This window comes from Paenibacillus sp. HGF5 (assembly GCF_000204455.1).
Lineage (GTDB): Bacteria > Bacillota > Bacilli > Paenibacillales > Paenibacillaceae > Paenibacillus_AQ > Paenibacillus_AQ lautus_A.
In genome coordinates this window covers 46,048-61,670 of sequence record NZ_AEXS01000151.1, presented here as the reverse complement: position 1 = coordinate 61,670, position 15,623 = coordinate 46,048, and the positions used below count along the sequence as shown (strand labels likewise).

Here is a 15,623-nt window from a genome sequence, read left to right as displayed (position 1 = left end):
AAGCCGAGCCGGCAAGCCTGTGAGTCCCAAGGGGATTCACAGCATGTCCGGCCATAAATCAGGCTAAGCTGACCGTGTGGAACTGGTCAGCTTAGCCCCTTCCCGCACCGCCCCCAAAAAGCCATCCCTGAAGAAAGGGATGGCTCTCTTTGCGGGAAAGATTGGAGGCCGAGCCCAAGAAAAGAGGATGTATCCGTGGAGGAGACCTGGCGTTCGCCTTTGAAACCGGGAAAATACCGCAAAATATCATCCTGTTTTCCTGGTTTCAACAGCGACCGGAACGGATACATCCTCCCCAGACCAGGCCGACTAATCTTGACATCCAAAAAAGAAAGCCATCCCACAAACCATGGGATGGCTTTCATTCATCATTATTTCAAATCCTCAATCGAATTGGCTTCCACGTAAGACGGAACCACCAGTCCGGTTTTTACGCCTTCCATGTTGGCGCCAAGGTCTTCCACTTGGTCCTTGAATTTATCCCAGTAGTCCGCATGCGTCAGTGGCAGCCAAGCAGCCACGGTGGCGTCCACGTCGCCGTTGGCAACGCCGGTCCACATAGGGCCTGCTTCAACTTGAAGGGCCTCAACTTTGTAACCCAGCTTTTCTTCCATGATCACTTTCAGCAGGTTGGTGCTGGCAATTTCGGAATCCCAAGCCACATAACTGAATTTGAAGCTTTTGCCGTCAACCGGCTGAACGCCTTCGAGCCAAGCATCGACTTTCTCCGCATTGCTGTCCGCCCATTCTTTAGCAGCAGCCTCAGGGTCTTGGCCTTCTTGGATCGCGGTCATAATCTGACCCATATCGTCGGACGTCCATTTGAAATTGCTCAGGAACTTATAAGCTTCCGGATGATCTTCCTGAAGTCCAAGGCGGGCAACGGTGTGGATCTCTTCCGCTTCACCGTAGACCTTCTTCGGATCTTCCAGATACTTCAGATCGTATTTGGCGAACATCCAGTGCGGAGTCCAACCGGTAATAATGATCGGATCTTCGTTCTTGATGGCTTTATCGAGAGTTGCCGTCATGGCCGCGCCGGAACCTTCGATCAGTTTCCAGTCGGTCAATCCATATTCCTCAATCGCAGCAGCCGTTGCTTTCATAATACCCGCGCCAGGATCAATACCGATGATTTCATGTTTGACTTGATCGCCGAGGGAAGCGGTGGAACCGCCATCAGCCCCGTTGTCCGTCGTTCCATTCGCGCCACCGTTTCCGCCCTGACCGCAAGCGGACAGGACCAGAATAGCAGCCAAGCTCAGCAGCAACCAAAACTTCTGTTTCTTCAAATTAAGCACCCCTTTTTTTCGATTTAAATATATTTTGAGTAAAGCGGTCGAGGACAATCGCCAAAATGACGACGGCCAAGCCGGCTTCAAACCCTTTACCGATTTGCAGCTGCGTTACTGCACGATATACCTCGGCACCAATACCTTGGGCACCGATCATCGAAGCGATTACCACCATCGACAACGAGAGCATGATGGTCTGGTTGATGCCGGCCATCAAGGTTGGCATGGCCAGCGGCAGCTGCACCTTGAACAATTTCTGCCCGGAAGTCGAACCGAATGCATCCGCAGCTTCCGTCAATTCACCGGATACTTGATTAATCCCGAGACGGGTCAGGCGAATCGTTGGCGGAATAGCGAAGATAACCGAAGCAATAACCCCCGGAACCACACCCAGACTGAAGAACGTGACGGCAGGCAGCAAGTACACAAAGGCCGGCATGGTCTGCATAAAGTCCAGAACCGGTATGATCACGCGGGATGCGGACTTGCTGTAGGCCGCCCATATCCCCAGCGGAACACCCAGTATAACGGAGATCAATGCGGCCGTGATGACCAGACTGAGCGTGCTCATCGTCTGTGACCAGTAGCCCAAGTTGTCGATCAGCAGGAAGCCAATGGCCGTGAACAAGGTCAACGGCAGGCGACCCAGCAGGTAGGCAATGACGGCCAGGATAACGATGAACAGATACGGATGAGGAAGCATGAACAAATCCGTAAACAACTGCACAACGTTCTCGATAATGAAGGAGATGGCATCAAAGAATCCGGAGAACACGTCTCCCATCCAATCGACCAAGGAATCAACCCAGCTGGCAAGAGGGATCTTAGGCATCTTGCGTCACCTCCTCGTTCTTGGTTTCTCCGGCCAAGGCACCAAGGACGGCACCGCGGACGATAACGCCCATCAGTCGGCCGGTGTCATCCACAACGGCCAATGGCACTTTGGACATGCTCGTAATTTCAAACAATTCATTTAGCAGCGTGTCGGGTCCGACGCTCGGTCCGTCCGTGATGAGAATATCCGCAAGCTTGCGGTTATTCTTCATGGCATCCGATGCATCTTCCGCCGTAATGACGCCGAGCAGCTTCTTCGAACGGTCGATCACGAACAGGTTCGAGATGCCGCGTTCACGCATAAGCTCCAGCGCAACCCGAGGCCCGCGATCCATCGTGATGGTTTCCGGACGGCGCATAACCCGTGAAGCGGTAAGCACCTTGGACAGATCCACGTCTTCCACGAACCGTTCAACGTAGTCGTTGGCAGGCTGGGTCAAGATTTCCTCCGGCGTGCCGATCTGCACGATCGAGCCGTCCTTCATCAAGGCAATGCGGTCGCCGATCCGAAGAGCTTCGTCCAAGTCGTGGGTAATGAACACGATGGTTTTTTTCATTTTGTCCTGGAGCTCGATCAATTCGTCCTGCATATCTCTGCGAATGAGCGGATCCAGGGCGCTGAAGGCTTCGTCCATCAGCAGAATCTCCGGATCGTTGGCAAGCGCACGGGCCAGCCCGACGCGCTGCTGCATGCCGCCGCTGAGCTGATCGGGCATTTTTTCCTCCCAGCCCTTCAAACCTACAAGCTCAAGCGACTTCATGGCGGCTTCGCGGCGCTTGCTCTTGTCTACCTTTTGAATCTCCAAACCGTATTCCACATTGTCCACAACCGTGCGATGGGGAAACAAGGCGAACTTCTGGAACACCATGCTGATTTTTTTGCGGCGCACTTCCCGAAGCTGTTCCTTGTTCATTTTTCGCAGGTCCTTGCCGTGTATCAAGATTTCACCCGATGTTGGTTCAATCAACCGATTTAGCAAACGGACGAGTGTAGACTTTCCGCTGCCCGACAGCCCCATGATCACGAAGATCTCGCCTTCCTGAATATCGAAGCTGACACGGTTAACGCCAACCGTTATATTTTTCTCTTTTGCAATTCGCGCTTTACTCCAGCCTTGCTCAAGCAATTGAAGCCCTTGTTCCGGGTTCGCGCCGAACAATTTGCTGACTTTGTTAACTTGCAGAATAGCCAAAAGTACTCCTCCTTTTATTGTATAGAGACGCGTCCATTTGACCGAGTCTTTGCCGCTGTCGTCTCGTAAACCCATGTCACCCATTGTAACAACCGATACGCAAAGTATCAAACGTTATATCCGTACGTAAAGTACGTACAGTAAAAACTGTACAAAGTTATCCTTTGAAATGCTCTCATATGCTCCGATATCCTCCAAAGCGATCTTCTTTACTTTTAAAATAGCTTTCCCTACAATAGATCAGAGAATGTGTGTGGATTCGGCTTGTTTAGATTTCATTGAGATCGTTCACACTACACTTCGAGTCCACCTAGTTTTGTTATGTTGACATGACTTCTTGGATGGCTACAGTATAGAGGAGGCTGCAAGCATGGGCTTGTACCATTTAGATGATGAACGGCAGGCAGCCGTGCAGAAGATTCGTAAGCGTGTCATTGAAAATATTGGACGGAATATGGACTTGTACGGCATTCCACACTCAACGGGACATTTATACGGATTACTTTATTTTGCAGATAAACCGATGAACCTGGATGAAATGGGACAGGAAATGAAGATGAGCAAGACCAGCATGAGTACAGGCGTGCGGACGCTGCTCGATTATAAAATGGTCAACAAGGTATGGGAGAAGGGCTCTCGCAAGGATTTGTATGAAGTGGAGTACGACTGGTACCAGACCTTCTTTGATTTTTTCGATATTAAATGGCGTAAATCGGTGGAGAGCAACATTTTGGTCCTTCGCAAAGCGCTTGACGAAACGGAGAAGCTCTGCAAAGCGCATGAGGATGACGAAGAGCTGGTAGCGGTGCTGCAAGAGGATCAGGCGAAGATGCGTGAGGCCGTTGCTTACTATAAATGGCTGGAGCGATTGATTGATACTTTCGTGGATGGCGAAATCTTCAACTATGTGCCGAAAGAGCCGCCTGAGGGCAAATCCTGATCTTGAATATGGGGAAATTCCCCAGTATAATGTGAAGTAAGGCAATGCTTACCTAAGAGGTACAACCTGATTTTATCGGGTTGTGCCTTTTTTTGTTATATGGCGCTGCCTTAAGCCAATAATCCGCATGTTAACCGCACATGTGGTGCAAAAATAATCAGGAGGGGTTAGAATGGTCAGTATGTCCTCAAGAATGGTAGAGATCGCGGATTTTCCATCGGTTAGCTTAAGCAATACCCGGAGTTTGTATGTATATCTTCCTCCCAGTTATCACGAGAATACGGATAAGCATTATGCCGTACTCTATATGCATGACGGGCAGCACGTATTTTCGGCGGATGAACGTGGCGGCTCGTGGGATATGCACGTCACCGCGGATCGGCTGGTTTTCGAAGGGCGGATGGAGGAGATTATCATCGTTGGCATCGCTACGGTTCCCCATCAAAGGCTGAACGAGTATTTCCATGACAACCCACGGATGCATCAGGTGTTCGATCCGCCGTTTGCCGGCGAACGGTACGAAACCTTTATCATTGAAGAAGTAATGCCTTATATCAACCAGAATTTTCGCACGTTGAGGGGTCCGGAGCATACGGCTATGATGGGTTCGTCCGCGGGCGGGATCGTCACCTACAACATCGGTTTCCGGAGGCCGGATGTGTTCGGTAGCATTGCGGTCATGTCGCCTTATTTCGTCAGAGCCCAATTCGATGAACGGGGCGAACTGAAGGAACATTCCTTTTATGAAAGATACGGTACGCACCCGAATCTTCGGGTTTGGCTGGATATGGGCGGTGCGGAAGGAGTTTTCATGGAAAAATACGCCCGGGAGGAAGCGGAACGCTTGGTTCAGGACGGTTTTGTGCCGGGGGATGATCTCATGCTGTTCCTGGATCCGGGAGCGGCTCACAGCCAAAGCGACTGGGCAGGCAGAGCACAGGCGCCGCTGCTGTATTTTTTCGGAAACATTGGTGAACCGGTCTCGATCAAGCTGTATGGCGACGGCGTTGCAGGGGTAAACGGCCCCGTCAAGCAACTGAATCCGGTCATTACATACGACAGCGGATTTGTCCAAACGTTGATGAATGGAACATATCATGTTGAGTCTCCGGAATTGCTCACGATACTGCCGGACGGAACGCTCAAGCCTCGGACTCCCGGCAGCACCCGGATTACGCTGCACATGGGAAGCTTAAGCGCGGATAAAGAGATTAGGATCGTCGAAGAACTTCCGGAATTCGTGAAAGTCGCGATTGAGGTGAAGGTCCCGCCTGCAACGCCCGTTTCTCCCATGATCTATGCCGGATTTGAGATTCCGTACAGCGGAGAGGGCTTTTACAGGGGAAGCGCGATGGTACCGCATGGTTTGTCTTTTACGTTCAAGGTATCGCGAGGGTTTGGATTGCATGAGAAGATCGGGGATCCCAAAGTGAAACGGCGTTCGTTTACGGCATCGTCCGATTTGGAGCTGTTTTACGAGGTTGAGGACTGGGATGTTTAAAAGATGGATTGGCAATTGGAGGTTGAATCAGCATGACCATCAGATCAGCAAGGCCACAGGATGCGGTTGCGGCAGCCAGGCTGCTGTATGACGCACTGCACGATGTAGCGCATCGGTTAACGGGGGAAGAGAGCGAAGAGAATGCGATTGAAGTGCTGGAGCAATATTTCCGGGCGGAAGAAGGCAGGCTCAGTTACCGTCAGTCTGCCGTGAAGGAGATCGACGGCGAGGTGGCCGGCATCATCGTTGCTTACGGCGGCGATCAAGCGGCGGAATTGGATCGTCCCATCCTGGATCGGCTGCGGAAGCTGAAGAACGACCCTTCCGTAACGCTGGATCAAGAAGCGGATGAGGATGAGTACTATATCGATACGTTATCCGTTTCCCCTCAGTTTGGAGGCAAGGGGATCGGTTCGGCGCTTATACTTCATGCGGAGAACCGGGCGAAGGAGCTGAAGTACCATAAAATTGCCCTCGCCGTGGTGACGGACAATCATCGTGCCCATTCCTTGTACGACCGAAAAGGATATAAAACGGATAAGGACATCATGATTAACGGGCATGTTTATCATCATATGGTCAAGCCTGTGTAGAAAAAAATAAACAATTTATAAACCGCCTATTTACAAATGGTAATAGGTGGTTTATTATTGTGACATACCGATCTAGAAAATTAGATTGATAAACTAAAATAGATCAAACGAAAATAATCGTATGAATAACAAGTTTAGAATGAATAATTCAATTAGAATGGAGAGCTGCATGATGGATCAAGATCAAAATCAAAGCATCGAAATATCGGTGGAACAAGCGAAGCTGCTCGGCAGCGCCCAGCGGGTGAAAATTCTCGGAACCATGCTGGATACGGCCAAAACCTCCAAGCAAGTCGCGGATGAATTGGGAGATTCGCCGGGAAGCATCCACTATCATATCCAGAAGTTATATGACGGAGGGCTGATAGATTTGGTGGAGACCCGAACGGTAGGCGGCATCGTTGAGAAATATTATAAATCCAAAGCGAAGTGGTTTAACACCAAGGGAACGCAAACGATGGACCCGGTTCTTGCCGAAGATTATGACGCGGCGACCCGAACCCGAATTAGCTTGAGGCTGCAGCTGAATGCCGACCAATATGAAGAGATGACAAAGGAATTCAAGGAACTGCTCGAAAAATGGGTGAATAAGACCATCGCGACCAAAGGGGAAGACAGCAAGGAGTATGCCGTTGGGATCAACGTGGTTTCGACGGAAACGTCCAAATAGGAAGGGGCTTCACAGCCTCTTCTCCTAAACGATAAAATTTTATAATAAGGGAGTGTTTCTCTGTGGAGATTTTAAAGAATCGCAATTTTCTGCTGTTGTTCATTGGCCGAATCCTTACGAATATCGGCGACAGCCTGTATGCCGTGGCGGCCATGTGGCTGGTATACGATCTGGGAGGTTCGACGCTGTATACAGGACTTGCCGGCCTCCTCTCGATTCTCCCCCGGATCATTCAATTGTTATCCGGCCCGATGATCGACCGCGTTCCCATCCGAGGGCTTCTGGTGTACACCCAGTTCATTCAAGCGCTCCTTCTGTTGATCGTTCCGCTTGCATTTTATTTCGACTTTCTGACGGTCGGCCTTGTACTGGCGATTACGCCGATTCTATCGACGCTGAATATGTGGGTATATCCGGCTCAAATGTCGGCCCTTCCTAAAATTCTCGAAAAGAAGCAGCTGACGCAAGGCAACTCGCTGTTCTCCCTGGCTTACCAAGGCATCGATGTCGCTTGCAATGCCATATCCGGCGTATTGATTGTCGTGCTGGGCGCCGTATCCCTTTACTTATGGAATTCCATTGGATTTTTCATCGGAGCTTTGTTATTTGCGCAATTGAAAATCAAGAAGTCCATTAAGACTTCTGATAACAACGATAATAGAACAACGGCGAAAGCAGCCGTAACTTCAAAAACGATGCAAAAGGCTCTCAGCGATTATTGGGCCGACATGAAAGAAGGTCTGCGCTACATCCTGGCAACCCCGCTCGCACGGGTACAGATGGGGATTATCGTCATCAATGCCGCAGGCGGCGCTACCTTCACGGTGATGCCTGCGTTCGCCGACAGCCTCGGCGGAGCCGGCGTGTACGGGATCTTGCTCATGGCCCAGGCTTGCGGAAGTTTGTTGGGAGCGATCCTGGCTCCGTATTTGAAGCTGGAGCGCCTGCCGCTTGGATATCTTTTTGCCGGAGCGTTTTGTTTATCGGGTGCTGCCTGGTGCCTCAGCGTGTTCACCCCTTGGACTTGGCTTGTCGTTCTGGTGTACGGCCTGGCATGGTTTCCCGGAGGCATTACGAACGTCATCATCAATTCGGTCATTCAGAAGGCGATACCCGAGAAAAGATTGGGCACGGTGTTCGCGGCAGCAAGCGGACTCAGCGGAATTGCCATGCCGCTTGGCAGCCTGATTGGAGGTGCCCTTGGCGTGGTTGCGGCAAGCTCCTCCGTTATCGCGGGATGCGGAATCGCCGTGTTCTGCGTAGGGATCTTCTGGGTCTTCGACTCGACCACCCGCAGCCTTCCGGCACCTGACCAAGTGGATGAGGAATGGTTCGCGCCTTATACGAATGCAGCGCCTGAGAATTCCGTTTCGTTGCATGCCGCCAATTAAGATGGCTTACGTGAATAAGGTTGATGCTTGCAGAAGTCTAAGTCTCGGATAGGGAAACCCATGCTGCAATTTCAAAACGAGCCCCGGATGAATCCGCGATCGAATGGATTCCTCCTGGCTCGTTTTTTACGATGTGAGCGATCTTAAGCCCATGCCGCAGTCCGCTGTAATCCTGCTTGTCAGGCTAGTCTGCATAATGTGACCAAGTCCCTCATAGACATGTATCAATCAAGTCAAAACAAGTGTTGAAGGGGATGATGACATGCGCCGGATTTCATGGGTGCTGCTCGCGGTAGTATTATGCTTAACAACAATACTGGCGGGATGCGGGAAGAAAAATGCAGACAGCGTTGTGAAGGATCTGGGCAAGGTGGCTGATAAGCTGGAAAGTGCCAAGGGCGCTTACCAGGGAGCGGGCGTTATGACCATACATACCGGTTCGGCGCCGCAGGAGTATCAGGTTGAGGTATGGTACCAATCTCCATCTTACTATCGGATCAGCTTAACCAACGGGCAAAAGGATATTACGCAAATCGTGCTTCGCAACGATGACGGCGTGTTCGTACTGACGCCAAGCTTAAATAAGAGCTTCCGCTTCAAGAGCGACTGGCCGGATAATCAGGGGCAGGTATATCTGTATCAAACGCTGCTTAGCAGCATTCTGAGCGACAATACGCGCCAGTTTGCCGAGGACCAGGACAGCTACGTGTTTGATGTTGCCGCCAACTACCACAGTCATTCCTTGATTCGTCAAAAGATCTGGCTCGCCAAGGACAACTACACGCCGAAACAGGTACAAGTATCGGATTCGGAAGCCAATGTCGTCGTTGAAGTGAAGTTCAATACCTTTACATTCGATACGAACCTGACCAAGGATTCGTTTGATACCAACAAGAATCTGAGTGCCATGAACGATGCGAAGGGGACGATTGCGGAAGTGGACGAGAACGGGGTACCAGTTGCTTCCACTACGGATGGGAACGGCGCTCAGGGAACCGAGGGCCTGACGGAAACGGCTGCCGGCGGCGACATGGGATCCTTCGGCATCATTTATCCGGAATATGTGCCTGCAGGGGTTACCAACAAGGACACCATGGAAGTTCCGGAGAGCAAGGACCATGCGGTTATTCTGAAGTACGACGGCGTATACCAATACACGATCATGGAATCCAGACCGTCGGATCGTGCGGTTTCACTCGTTCCGGGCGAAGCGGTTTATATTGATTTCACGACGGTCGGCCTGCTCACCGGCGATCAGCAAAGAACGCTGACTTGGAGTTCGGAAGGCGTGGAATACCGGATCACGAGCGCTAATCTGCCAGTCGAAGAAATGAAGAAAGTCGCTGCTTCCATGCAGGGAGAATCGGGTAAATAATACGAAGTAGGCGGATACCAAGCATTGAAGGAGGGCAGTCTTCCGACAATGAGGCCATTCGCCTATTTTCTCCAAATAAAGGAATTTGGGCAGGGGACTTCATCGATATTTTGCAGATATTCCGACGTTTCACCAAGTTTCGCCGTCCGGATGGAACCACGAGCTCCATAAATAAGCAGTTTGTCTCAATTGACAGTTGCTCCCGGGAACATTACCATTAATCTATTGTAAAGCATAATGCTTTTTTCAAAATGGTAAGAAGGTGACTGGAATTGCAAGCGATATATCGACCTACCCTGGCGGAAATCAACCTGGACCATCTGCGCGCCAACTATAACGCTTTTCGTGAGGCGCTGCCGGATCACATGAAATTGCTTGCTTGTGTGAAGGCGAACGCTTATGGTCACGGAGCCGTAGAAGTGGCACGCGAACTTCAGCAACTGGGTGCGGCATACTTAAGCGTGGCTTTCCTTGATGAAGCGCTTGAGCTTCGGCAAGGCGGCATCTCTGTCCCGATCCTGGTGCTCGGTTATACCCCACCGGAGGCTGTAGAGATCGCTTACGAGTATGATGTAACCATAACCCTGTTCAGTTCGGAAGTGCTCCAAGCGATAAAGGCACTGCCGGTCAAGCCGGAGAAGCCGCTTAAGGTACACATCAAGATTGACAGCGGAATGGGTCGTTTGGGCCTGCTTCCCGGCGAAGATGCGATTTCTTTTATAGAAGAAGCGTTTTCGCTGCCGCAGGTTGTGGTCGAAGGTATGTTTACCCATTTTGCAAGAGCGGATGAAGAGAACAAAGACTATACGTTGGGACAGTATCGCCGTTTCCAGGGCGTTGCGGACGCTCTTCGGGATAAGGATTACCATATCCCGATCATACATACGGGCAACAGCGCTGCTGCGATCGATACACCTGAACTATCCTATAATATGGTTCGTGTCGGCATCGGCTTGTACGGACTATATCCTTCGGACGAGGTGAATCGAAAGACAGTAAGCCTCCGCCCTGTCATGACGCTAAAGACAAAGCTTGTCTACGTCAAAAATTTACCTCCGCATTCCGGCATCAGCTATGGGACGAAGTATGTAACGGAGCAGGAAGAACGAATTGGAACCCTTCCCATCGGTTATGCCGATGGCTTCTCTCGTATGCTGAGCGGTAAAGCGGAAGTGCTGATACGCGGCCGCCGCGTCCCTGTAGTCGGAAATATCTGTATGGACCAATGTATGGTATCGCTCAAATCTTTCGCCGAGGAGGCGGAACAAATCAAAGCTGGTGAAGAGGTTGTACTCATCGGCCAGCAATCTGGCGAATGTATTACGGCAGATGAGCTGGCAGCCAAGCTGGGGACGATCCACTATGAGGTCGTCTGCATGATTGCCCACCGGGTACCGCGTCTTTATATACGCGATGATATACCGGTAAAGACCGTAAACGCGCTCTGGAACAACCTTTAAAAAAAGCATGTCGCCATAAGTTATTTATTCAGGAAAGAAGGAATACGTACAGATCTTCCCGAATTAGGAATATGTCGTTTAAGTCTGTACGAAAGTGTCGATTGTAGTTTATAATGATATGCAGCATACTTGATATACCTTCGGCATATATATTCTTTTGTATAATTTTCCTTGAATAATGTAATACTGGTGCACAGGGCGAGAAGGTTGTGGGGGTGTAATAGAAGGTGGCCAATATGCAGAACACCAAACGAATCATGATCAGTTTACCGGATCATCTTTTGCAGGAAGTGGACGGGATCGCTCAGCTGGAAAATTCCAACCGCAGTGAGCTTATTAGGCAGGCCATGAAGTTGTACCTGAATGAACGGAAGAAACGTTACATTCGTGAATCCATGCAGCGGGGTTATATGGAAATGGCCAAAATTAACCTGACCATGGCTTCTGAGGCGTTTCACGCGGAGGAAGATGCAGACAACACTCTAGACCGCTTAGTAAGCGGGGTGTAGACAGTGATCGTTAAACGGGGCGACGTATTTTTTGCGGATTTATCACCTGTTGTCGGTTCTGAGCAAGGCGGCGTGAGACCGGTCCTTGTCATTCAGAACGATATCGGCAACCGGTTTAGTCCGACTGTGATTGTTGCAGCCATTACGGCACAGATTCAAAAAGCCAAGCTGCCGACTCACGTCGAAATCGACGCGGCGTCGCATGGATTTGACCGGGATTCCGTCATTTTGCTAGAGCAGATCCGGACGATTGATAAGCAGCGGCTAACCGACAAAATCACCCATCTTGATGATGAAATGATGAGCAAGGTGGATGATTCCCTGCAAATAAGTCTGGGCTTGATTGATTTTTGATTCAATCCAAGCGTTGCATGTTCCACATAGAACGGTTACGGCCAAAAAACCCTCAAGGAGTACTCCTTGAGGGTTTTTATGTGGCGGCGAGGCGCGTTTATCTCTTAGGGACGATCGATTACGCGTTTGTAGGTATGAGCACGTATGCCGTCGTGACTGCTGCTGCAATGAACAGAAGGCAGACAACAGACCAGGCAATCGCATGTTTGTCATTCATCGAAGGTGACCTCCCGATCGTAATGGGGTGTGGATATCCGGCAGCAGCATGTTCGTAGTAACAGAATATAAGCCGAAACTTAAAATCAGATGAAATTGACATTAAATGCAGCTTAAAGCCTTGCGAAGTGAGCGATGGAGTGGAAATACGCGCTTAAGTTTGGGATAATAGCAAATATAGTTTCATTGAAGAAAGAGGGATATCATTGTCTGAATTAGAAGCTGTTGTGGAAGTAAATGAAGAACAGATTCGCAAGGAAGAATCGAAACGGATCGTGAAGCAGATCGCGAAGGAGCTTCAATTGTCCGAGAAACAGGTGCGCACGACCGTTGAACTTCTGGATGAGGGCAATACCATACCGTTTATTGCGCGTTACCGTAAAGAAATGACAGGCGAACTGGATGAGAACCAATTGCGTGATATCGAAGAGCGGACAGGCTATTTGCGCAATTTGGAGGTCCGTAAGCGGGAAGTCATCCGCATCATAGAAGAGCAAGGCAAGCTGACGGAAGAGCTGAAAGCATCGATTACGGCGGCTGTGAAGCTGCAGGAGGTGGAAGATCTCTACCGTCCGTATAAGCAAAAACGCAAGACGCGGGCGAGCGTCGCCAAGGAAAAGGGACTCGAGCCGCTGTCGGAGTGGATATGGTCGCAGCCGAAGCAGGCCGATGCGATGGTGGAGGCTGCGAAATATATCGATGAGGAGAAAGGCGTGGCTTCGGCGGAAGAGGCCCTCCAAGGCGCGATGGATATATTGGCGGAGAACATTGCCGATGATGCAGCCGTTCGTTCCTGGGTACGCCGGTTCAGCCTGGATCACGGCATTTTGACGTCGGAGGCAAAGGATACCGAAGCGGAATCCGTGTACGAGAACTATTACAATTACCGGGAATTGGCGAAGAAAATGCCGCCGCATCGGATACTGGCCATTAACCGTGGCGAGCGCGAGAACATTTTGAAGGTGGGGCTGGAGGTTCCTTCCGAATCCATACACGGGTATATCGGGAAGCAGGTGCTTAAAGGGCCATCGGCCGTGACGGACATTCTGACGGCTGTGATCGAGGACTCCTACAAGCGTCTCATTGCCCCATCGATAGAGCGCGAGGTGCGCGGGGAGTTGACGGAAAAAGGGGAGAACCAGGCGATCTCCATCTTTGCGGGGAATCTGCGCAGCTTGCTGCTGCAGCCGCCGGTAAAGGGGCGCTGCGTGCTGGGCGTCGATCCGGCTTACCGTACCGGATGTAAGCTTGCTGTAGTTGATGACACGGGCAAGCTGCTTGAGGTAGCCGTCACGTATCCGACGCCGCCGGCCAACAAGAAGCGGGAGGCTGCCGCGAAGTTCAAGGAGCTGATTGCGAAATACGGAATCAAGCTCATTGTCATCGGGAACGGTACGGCATCCCGCGAAACGGAGCAATTCGTAGCGGAAGAAGTCATTGCGGAGCTCGCCGACCCTGAGCTTGCTTACCTCATCGTAAACGAAGCCGGGGCGAGTGTGTATTCGGCCTCGAAGCTGGCGCAGGAAGAATTCCCGGATCTGGATGTGGCCGAGCGCAGCGCGGCCTCCATTGCACGCCGCGTGCAGGATCCGCTGGCCGAGCTGGTGAAGATCGATCCGAAGTCGATCGGCGTGGGCCAATATCAGCATGACGTAACCCAGAAGCATCTGGAGGAAAGCTTGAAAGCCGTCGTGGAGTCCGCGGTGAACCATGTCGGGGTAGACGTGAATACGGCATCGCCATCGCTGCTCTCTTATGTGGCCGGCATCAATGCCACCATTGCGAAAAATATCGTGAAGTACCGGGAAGAGAACGGGAAGTTTGTCAGCCGGAAGCAGCTGCAGAAGGTTCCGCGTCTCGGTGCCAAGACCTATGAGCAGTGCGTGGGCTTCATGCGGATTTCGGAAGGCGAGAACATCCTGGATCGTACTCCGATTCACCCGGAATCCTATGCGGTGGTTGACCGTTTGTTCCAGGAGCTTCAGGTCGGCCTGGACAAGCTGGGAAGCAAGGAGCTGGCTGGGCTTCTGGATGCCCAGCAGCCGGAGAGCCTGGCCGTGAAGCTTGAGGTGGGCGTGCCGACGCTTCGCGATATTCTGGACAGCCTGCAGCGTCCGGGACGCGATCCGCGGGAGGAACTGCCGCTGCCGATTTTCCGCCAGGACGTGCTCAAGATCGAGGATCTAGTGCCGGGAATGGAGCTTCAGGGAACGGTACGCAATGTCATCGATTTCGGCGCCTTTGTCGATATCGGCATCAAGAGCGACGGCCTGGTGCATATCTCCCAGCTGAGCGATGGATTTGTTAAGCATCCGATGGATGTCGTCTCCGTAGGGGATAACGTGACCGTTTGGGTGCTGAATGTGGATTTGAAGAAGGGGCGCGTCGGCTTGACGATGCGCAAGCCGAAAGACCAAGGATAGAACTAAAATGAGCTAAAGAAGAGCCGTATTCTCCTTTTGGGAGAAACGGCTTTTTTTGGGGCTCTTTTTTTTCATCATTGGCTGGATCAACTGCGAATAAAGTTTATTCTGGAGGGAGGTTTAGTCATGACTCAGCTTTAGAAGCAGGACGTTTTTATCGTAAGTTTCGAGACACCAGTGATACGCACGCCTATTTCCCGGGCTCTGACTGCTGCTTTTTCTTTGCTCGAAAGCGTCTGACCTTCATCAGATTTCCGCACATTTTATCGTCGCAATAACGTTTGGAGCGGTTTCGCGTATCGTCGTAATACACCCAGAGGCAATCCGGATTGGTGCAGATGCGAAATCGCGACAGCTCGCCTTGCTCGATGGTTTGTGCAAAGGAGCCGGCGATCTCGGCAGCGGCTGCTTGCAGGCCTGGATTTTGCGGTATATAAGAAAGTGTCCCTTTTTGATCCTCATCGAGCTTGAGCTGTCGAATGACCGGCCCTGTCGCCATCCAGCGGTTCAACTCCTCTACTTGCTGGTGGGAGGGAAGAGCACCCCCAACGATGCGCTGAACGCATGTTCGCAGGAAGGATCGAAGCTGCCGGAGAAGTTCCAGTTCATCCGAAGTCAGCGGAACAGCGATGTGGAGCTCATGCTCGCTAATAAATTCAGTGAGCCAATCCTCACGGGCGAGCCGGTCCTCGGATCGGCCGCTGCCTCTCCAGTCATGCCATTCGCTGTTTATAAAATCATCCCATAACATGAAGCTCATCCTTTCTTGTCTCATTATTGTAACAAGTAAATATTCATGTTGCTAGTTACTTGTAATGGAATCTGAAGTGTGTTAATTTTTATGTAACGCTCTATTTTATTTATGGTAG

General features: G+C 51.1%; 14 protein-coding genes. 10 read left to right on the top strand and 4 right to left on the bottom strand.

The window, feature by feature from the left end; genetic code table 11:
* Positions 1-371: 371 nt before the first annotated feature.
* From HMPREF9412_RS24355 to HMPREF9412_RS24345, 3 genes are read right to left on the bottom strand one after another with little or no spacing between them, the layout of a single operon-like run.
* Complete coding sequence (locus HMPREF9412_RS24355; RefSeq protein ID WP_009594437.1) at positions 372-1,292, bottom strand: glycine betaine ABC transporter substrate-binding protein; 921 nt, start codon at positions 1,290-1,292, stop codon at positions 372-374.
* 1 nt (position 1,293) lies between these two features.
* Positions 1,294-2,127, bottom strand: coding sequence for an ABC transporter permease (locus HMPREF9412_RS24350; RefSeq protein WP_009594457.1), 834 nt, complete (start codon positions 2,125-2,127; stop codon positions 1,294-1,296).
* Entirely contained in the window at positions 2,120-3,322 is a 1,203-nt protein-coding gene (locus HMPREF9412_RS24345; RefSeq protein ID WP_009594445.1) for a quaternary amine ABC transporter ATP-binding protein, read from the bottom strand. The genes HMPREF9412_RS24350 and HMPREF9412_RS24345 overlap by 8 nt, the downstream gene beginning before the upstream one ends.
* Before the next feature lie 370 nt (positions 3,323-3,692).
* Between HMPREF9412_RS24345 and HMPREF9412_RS24340 the strand changes: the two genes are divergently transcribed.
* The 10 genes from HMPREF9412_RS24340 to HMPREF9412_RS24295 all read left to right on the top strand — a co-directional run bounded on the left by HMPREF9412_RS24340 (position 3,693) and on the right by HMPREF9412_RS24295 (position 14,754).
* The gene (locus HMPREF9412_RS24340) at positions 3,693-4,262 is read left to right on the top strand and encodes a GbsR/MarR family transcriptional regulator (protein WP_009594429.1); all 570 of its coding nucleotides are present in this window, start codon (positions 3,693-3,695) and stop codon (positions 4,260-4,262) included.
* A gap of 172 nt (positions 4,263-4,434) precedes the next feature.
* Complete coding sequence (locus HMPREF9412_RS24335) at positions 4,435-5,763, top strand: alpha/beta hydrolase (RefSeq protein ID WP_009594433.1); 1,329 nt, start codon at positions 4,435-4,437, stop codon at positions 5,761-5,763.
* A 32-nt stretch (positions 5,764-5,795) separates the two neighbouring features.
* The gene (locus HMPREF9412_RS24330) at positions 5,796-6,356 is read left to right on the top strand and encodes a GNAT family N-acetyltransferase (protein WP_009594407.1); all 561 of its coding nucleotides are present in this window, start codon (positions 5,796-5,798) and stop codon (positions 6,354-6,356) included.
* 169 nt (positions 6,357-6,525) lie between these two features.
* On the top strand, positions 6,526-7,026 hold the full coding sequence (locus HMPREF9412_RS24325; protein ID WP_009594455.1) for a winged helix-turn-helix domain-containing protein: 501 nt from the start codon (positions 6,526-6,528) through the stop codon (positions 7,024-7,026).
* A 62-nt stretch (positions 7,027-7,088) separates the two neighbouring features.
* On the top strand, positions 7,089-8,417 hold the full coding sequence (locus HMPREF9412_RS24320; protein ID WP_009594416.1) for an MFS transporter: 1,329 nt from the start codon (positions 7,089-7,091) through the stop codon (positions 8,415-8,417).
* Positions 8,418-8,679: 262 nt separating this feature from the next.
* The gene (locus HMPREF9412_RS24315; RefSeq protein ID WP_009594425.1) at positions 8,680-9,792 is read left to right on the top strand and encodes an outer membrane lipoprotein-sorting protein; all 1,113 of its coding nucleotides are present in this window, start codon (positions 8,680-8,682) and stop codon (positions 9,790-9,792) included.
* 272 nt (positions 9,793-10,064) lie between these two features.
* A complete protein-coding gene (alr, locus tag HMPREF9412_RS24310) occupies positions 10,065-11,252 on the top strand; it encodes an alanine racemase (protein WP_009594420.1) in 1,188 nt (395 codons plus the stop codon).
* Positions 11,253-11,479: 227 nt separating this feature from the next.
* A complete protein-coding gene (locus HMPREF9412_RS24305) occupies positions 11,480-11,761 on the top strand; it encodes a CopG family ribbon-helix-helix protein (RefSeq protein WP_028406492.1) in 282 nt (93 codons plus the stop codon).
* A 3-nt stretch (positions 11,762-11,764) separates the two neighbouring features.
* Entirely contained in the window at positions 11,765-12,115 is a 351-nt protein-coding gene (locus HMPREF9412_RS24300) for a type II toxin-antitoxin system PemK/MazF family toxin (RefSeq protein WP_006212388.1), read from the top strand.
* 422 nt (positions 12,116-12,537) lie between these two features.
* Positions 12,538-14,754, top strand: a complete 2,217-nt coding sequence (locus HMPREF9412_RS24295) for a Tex family protein (protein ID WP_050802852.1) — start codon at positions 12,538-12,540, stop codon at positions 14,752-14,754.
* A gap of 190 nt (positions 14,755-14,944) precedes the next feature.
* Here HMPREF9412_RS24295 and HMPREF9412_RS24290 read toward each other — a convergent pair whose 3' ends face one another.
* Positions 14,945-15,505 carry a CGNR zinc finger domain-containing protein gene (locus HMPREF9412_RS24290; RefSeq protein ID WP_009594422.1) on the bottom strand — a complete coding sequence of 187 codons (561 nt, stop codon included), beginning with the start codon at positions 15,503-15,505 and terminating at the stop codon, positions 14,945-14,947.
* Positions 15,506-15,623: the final 118 nt, after the last annotated feature.